5 protein-coding genes are annotated in these 3,827 nt (G+C 73.9%); 2 read left to right on the forward strand and 3 right to left on the reverse strand.

Annotated elements, in window-relative coordinates:
- Nucleotides 1-36 precede the first annotated feature (36 nt).
- A complete protein-coding gene (locus ABZS54_RS42400) occupies nt 37-186 on the forward strand; it encodes a DUF6204 family protein (protein ID WP_355548643.1) in 150 nt (49 codons plus the stop codon).
- Here ABZS54_RS42400 and ABZS54_RS42405 read toward each other — a convergent pair.
- Nucleotides 183-758 carry a 2'-5' RNA ligase family protein gene (locus ABZS54_RS42405; protein WP_355548646.1) on the reverse strand — a complete coding sequence of 192 codons (576 nt, stop codon included), beginning with the start codon at nt 756-758 and terminating at the stop codon, nt 183-185. The genes ABZS54_RS42400 and ABZS54_RS42405 overlap by 4 nt on opposite strands.
- A gap of 132 nt (nt 759-890) precedes the next feature.
- Between ABZS54_RS42405 and ABZS54_RS42410 the strand changes: the two genes are divergently transcribed.
- Nucleotides 891-1,421, forward strand: a complete 531-nt coding sequence (locus tag ABZS54_RS42410; protein WP_355548649.1) for a DoxX family protein — start codon at nt 891-893, stop codon at nt 1,419-1,421.
- 178 nt (nt 1,422-1,599) lie between these two features.
- Here the strand turns inward: ABZS54_RS42410 and ABZS54_RS42415 are convergent, their stop codons facing one another.
- Both ABZS54_RS42415 and ABZS54_RS42420 read right to left on the reverse strand, forming a co-directional pair.
- Complete coding sequence (locus ABZS54_RS42415; protein ID WP_355548652.1) at nt 1,600-2,043, reverse strand: hypothetical protein; 444 nt, start codon at nt 2,041-2,043, stop codon at nt 1,600-1,602.
- A gap of 309 nt (nt 2,044-2,352) precedes the next feature.
- Nucleotides 2,353-3,827, reverse strand: a 1,475-nt coding sequence (locus tag ABZS54_RS42420) for a glycoside hydrolase family 3 C-terminal domain-containing protein (RefSeq protein WP_355548655.1), incomplete at its 5' end; no start/stop codon positions are given.

Here is a 3,827-nt window from a genome sequence, read left to right on the forward strand (position 1 = left end):
TCTGGTGTTTGAAATTCCTTGCGGGCCGTGTAGTAAATGGCCCGGGCCCCCGCCCGGGCGGTCGCCGGGACCGAGGCGTGGCTGACCGAGCGTGGCTACGGCTACAAGAACCTCAAGGCCCAGGCCGAGGACCTCTCCCAGGCGGCCCTGTCCAAGCGACAGCGGCGGGCCCGCGCGGCCGGTTAGAGCGTGCCGGCGCCGCCGGTCGTACCGTTCTCGGTGCGCGGCGCGAATGCGAACGAGTCCCGAACGGCCCAGGCGCCGTCGTCGTCGCCGACCACCAGATCGAGTCGATCGACCCGCGTGGTCAGCGGCAGACGGGTCGTCACCTCCTGCACCAGGACCCGCAGTTCGTCGGGGCTCTGGCCCAGCGCGACGGTCAGGTGCGGACCGACGTCGTCGGGGTCGTCCAGATACGCGCCGCCGTAGGGGAGGTAGTCCGGCCAGTGGGTGGTCACCGCCTCGATCAGGCGCACCACCGGCTCGGCCGGATCGGGCGCCAGCCACAGCCCCCGATGAAATTGGCCGATGCGGTCGAAGACCAGGTCCAGCGCGGGTTGCGCGGCGGCGATGTCGGCGAGCGCGGCCAGGTCCGCGGGGCCGATGTCCGAGGGCGGGAGCCACGGGTAGAGCACCGTGACGTGCGCGGGGATCCCGTCGGCGGTGCGCGGGTCGTAGCGTTCACGCCAGGGCTCGACGACCTGTTCGACATCGGGGACCAGTATCACCAGGGCACTCGCCGCGTTCCGTTCGGCCATTCCCGCAGTGTACGGTCCGCGTCCGGGCATTCCGGCGGATCGTCGGATCGCAACCGGGGTGTTTCGCCCGTCGCGGCCGGCGCGGCGTTCGGGTGGGTTCGAGGCGCCCGTTCCGGGGGCACTCGTCCCGGCATGGCTGTGTTGAGAACCTTCGCGCGTCCCATGCTCGCCTCGATCTATGTGTTCCAGGGTTACGACGCTGTGGCGCGTCCGGACCGGGTGGTGCCGGCCGCCGAACCGGTGGTGCGGCGCATCGCCCGGTGGGTGCCGGTGGTGCCGGCCGACATTCGCACCGCGGTACGGCTGAACGGCGGTGTGCAGGTGCTCGCCGGCACGCTGCTCGCCCTCGGCCGGGTGCCGCGTCTGTCCGCGCTCGCGATCGCGGTCACGCTGGTTCCGACCACGCTTGCCGGGCATCGGTTCTGGGCGGCCGAGACCGAGCAGGAACGCGCCGGACAGCGCATTCACTTCCTCAAGAACGTGTCGATGTTCGGTGGCCTGCTGATCGCAGCCGCGGACACCGGCGGCAATCCCTCCCTCGCCTGGCGCACCCGCCGTCGGGCCCATGCACTGCGCCACGACGCGACCCTCGCGCGCCGAACCGCCAAGGCGACCACGACCGGCGCGGCCCATCGGCTCGCCGGCCTGGTGCCCGGCCACTGACCCGGGTCGACCGCGTCCCCGGCGCGTTCGCGGCGCATCGCGCGGACGGGTCCGGGACGTTGCCGGAAACCGATCCTCGTCGGCGACCATCGAAGCGGCGTGACATCGACGGATGACGGGGTCGTCCCCGAAACGTCGCAGAATCCGGGCTCCCCGGCTTGTCGTCCCCTCGCCGAGGTCAGCGCAGGGCGCGGGCGTCGCCGGCGATCAGCCGGGCGCGAGCCTCCGGGATGGTGCGTCCGGCCTGGTTGTCCGCCCACCGGGCGAGCGCGTCGTACTGGTCGTGGGCGAGCATCGTGGTGAGCGTGGCGATCGCGTTGCGGTCCGCGGCGGAGGTCAGGATCAGGTGCGCCAGGCCGGTCCTGGACGCGGTGATCGTGAAGCCGGCCTCGACCGCCGTGCTGCCGCCCGGGCCCTTGGCCTCGGCACGCAGCGTGTGGGCGCCGAGCGGCAGGGTGCCGGAGTCGATCGGCGTGCCGGGCGCCAACTCCCGCCCGTCCAGCGTGAGTCGGACCGCGTCGGCGCCGGTGGTGTCGAGCGCGGGTATCGGGTTGCTCGCCCGCTCCATCCGGGTGCCCGCCGCAGGCGCGAGTACCTTGATCGTCGGTGCGGCGGGCGACACGGAGCACATCCGGCCGCGCCCACCCGGTCGCGGCCGGTCCGCGCCGCAACCGGCCGAGATCCGGAGCCGGAGGCCCGCCCGCCCCACGGCGGCTTTCAGCCAACCCGAAGTAGTGACGGGTGGGTTGACGGGTGTGCGTCGACCGGGTGTTCGGCGAAGGTCGCGGCCTCTGCGATCAGCGCCTCCTCGGCGGGCCGACGCCGGTACGGCGTGGCCGCGTGCGCGGGTTGCGGTGGGGAGTCGGTTGCCTGTGGCAGACCCATCGTCTCCGTGCGTGGGACGGTCGGCGGGAGCGTCCCACGCAGGGGTTCAGGGCCGCGGGCTCGGGCCCACCTCCAGGGTCGTCGTCAGCGGCAGGTCGGCGCTGGAGGCGCCCACGCGCAGGGTGTAGCTGCCGGGCTCGATTTCGCGGCGACCGGTTTCCGCGGACCAGTGCTCGAAGACGCGGGCCGGGATCGCAAGGTCGACGGTGACCTCGGCGCCGGCGGGTGCGGTCGCCGACGTGTAGCCGGCCAGCCACAGCGCGGGCCGCTCCACGGTGCCGTCGGCGCGGCTCAGGTACGCCTGGAGCAGGTGTCGGCCCGGACGCGGCCCGGTGTTGCGTATCCTCACCCGGGCCACGAAGTCGGCGCCGGACGCGACCGTCTCGATTCCGATGTGCTCCCATGTGGTCCACCCCAGACCGTGGCCGAACGGGTAGGCAGGCGTCGCGCCCACCCGGGCCCAGCCGCGATAGCCGATGTGGATGCCCTCGGCGTAGTCGAGCCGGCCCGCGATCGGCGTGGTGGACAACACCGCCGGATCGTCCTCGCGCTCGGGCCAGGTCATCGGCAATCGGCCGGCCGGCTCGCTGCGCCCGAGCAGTACGTCCGCCAGCGCCGCGCCGAACTCCTGGCCGGGAAACCACGAGACCAGGATCGCCGCCACGTCCGCCCGCCACGGCAGCAGCACGGGCGAGCCGCTGTTGACCACCACCACCGTGTTCGGGTTGACCGCCGCGACCCGGCGGATCAACTCGTCCTGCCGGCCCGGCAGGGACAGGTGCGCCCGGTCGCGGCCCTCGCTGTCGCTCTCCTCGGTGCTGCCCACCACGACCACGGCGACCTCGGCGTCCGCCGCGACCGCGACGGCGTGCGCGAGTTCCGCGTCCTCGTGCACCGGCGGCGGATCGACGCCCAGTACGAACCCGGTCCCGGGACGCTCGGCCGCGAACTCGTGGCGCAGGTGCAGCTCGACCTCGCGGCCGGCCGTCAGGTCCGCCACGGCCCACCGCTCGGGCGGGGTGAGGATGCCGCCGAGCGGGTCCTGGGTCACCAGGTCGTCGTCCACGAGCGGGACACCGTCCGCAAGCAGCCGGAAGCGACCCACGCCGGCCACCCCGATCCGGTGCGGCCCGTCCGCGCGGACCCGGAGCACGCCGACCGCCTCGATCGCGACGGCCCGTGCCACGATCGGATCATCGAGCCACAACAGCCGCCCGCCGCCCCGCAGTTCCTCGTGCAGCACCTCCTCTCCCGGGCCGATGAAGCGCACCCACAGGCCGGGCTCGCCGGTCTTGGGGTCGCGCACGTCGGCGCCGGTGACCGCGGGCAGCCGGTGTCGGATGCGCGCGCCGACGGCATGGGTGACCTCCACATCGGGCCCCAGCGCCGCGCGCAGCCCGGCGAGCGGGCTGATCGTGTACGGCGGGACGACCGTCGCGCTGCCCCCGCCCTGGATGCGCGGGGCGTCGGCGTTGGGGCCGAGCACCGCGACCCGGCGCAGCGTGTCGGGCGCCAGCGGCA

The sequence above is a fragment of the Embleya sp. NPDC005575 genome (assembly GCF_040605455.1).
GTDB lineage: Bacteria > Actinomycetota > Actinomycetes > Streptomycetales > Streptomycetaceae > Embleya.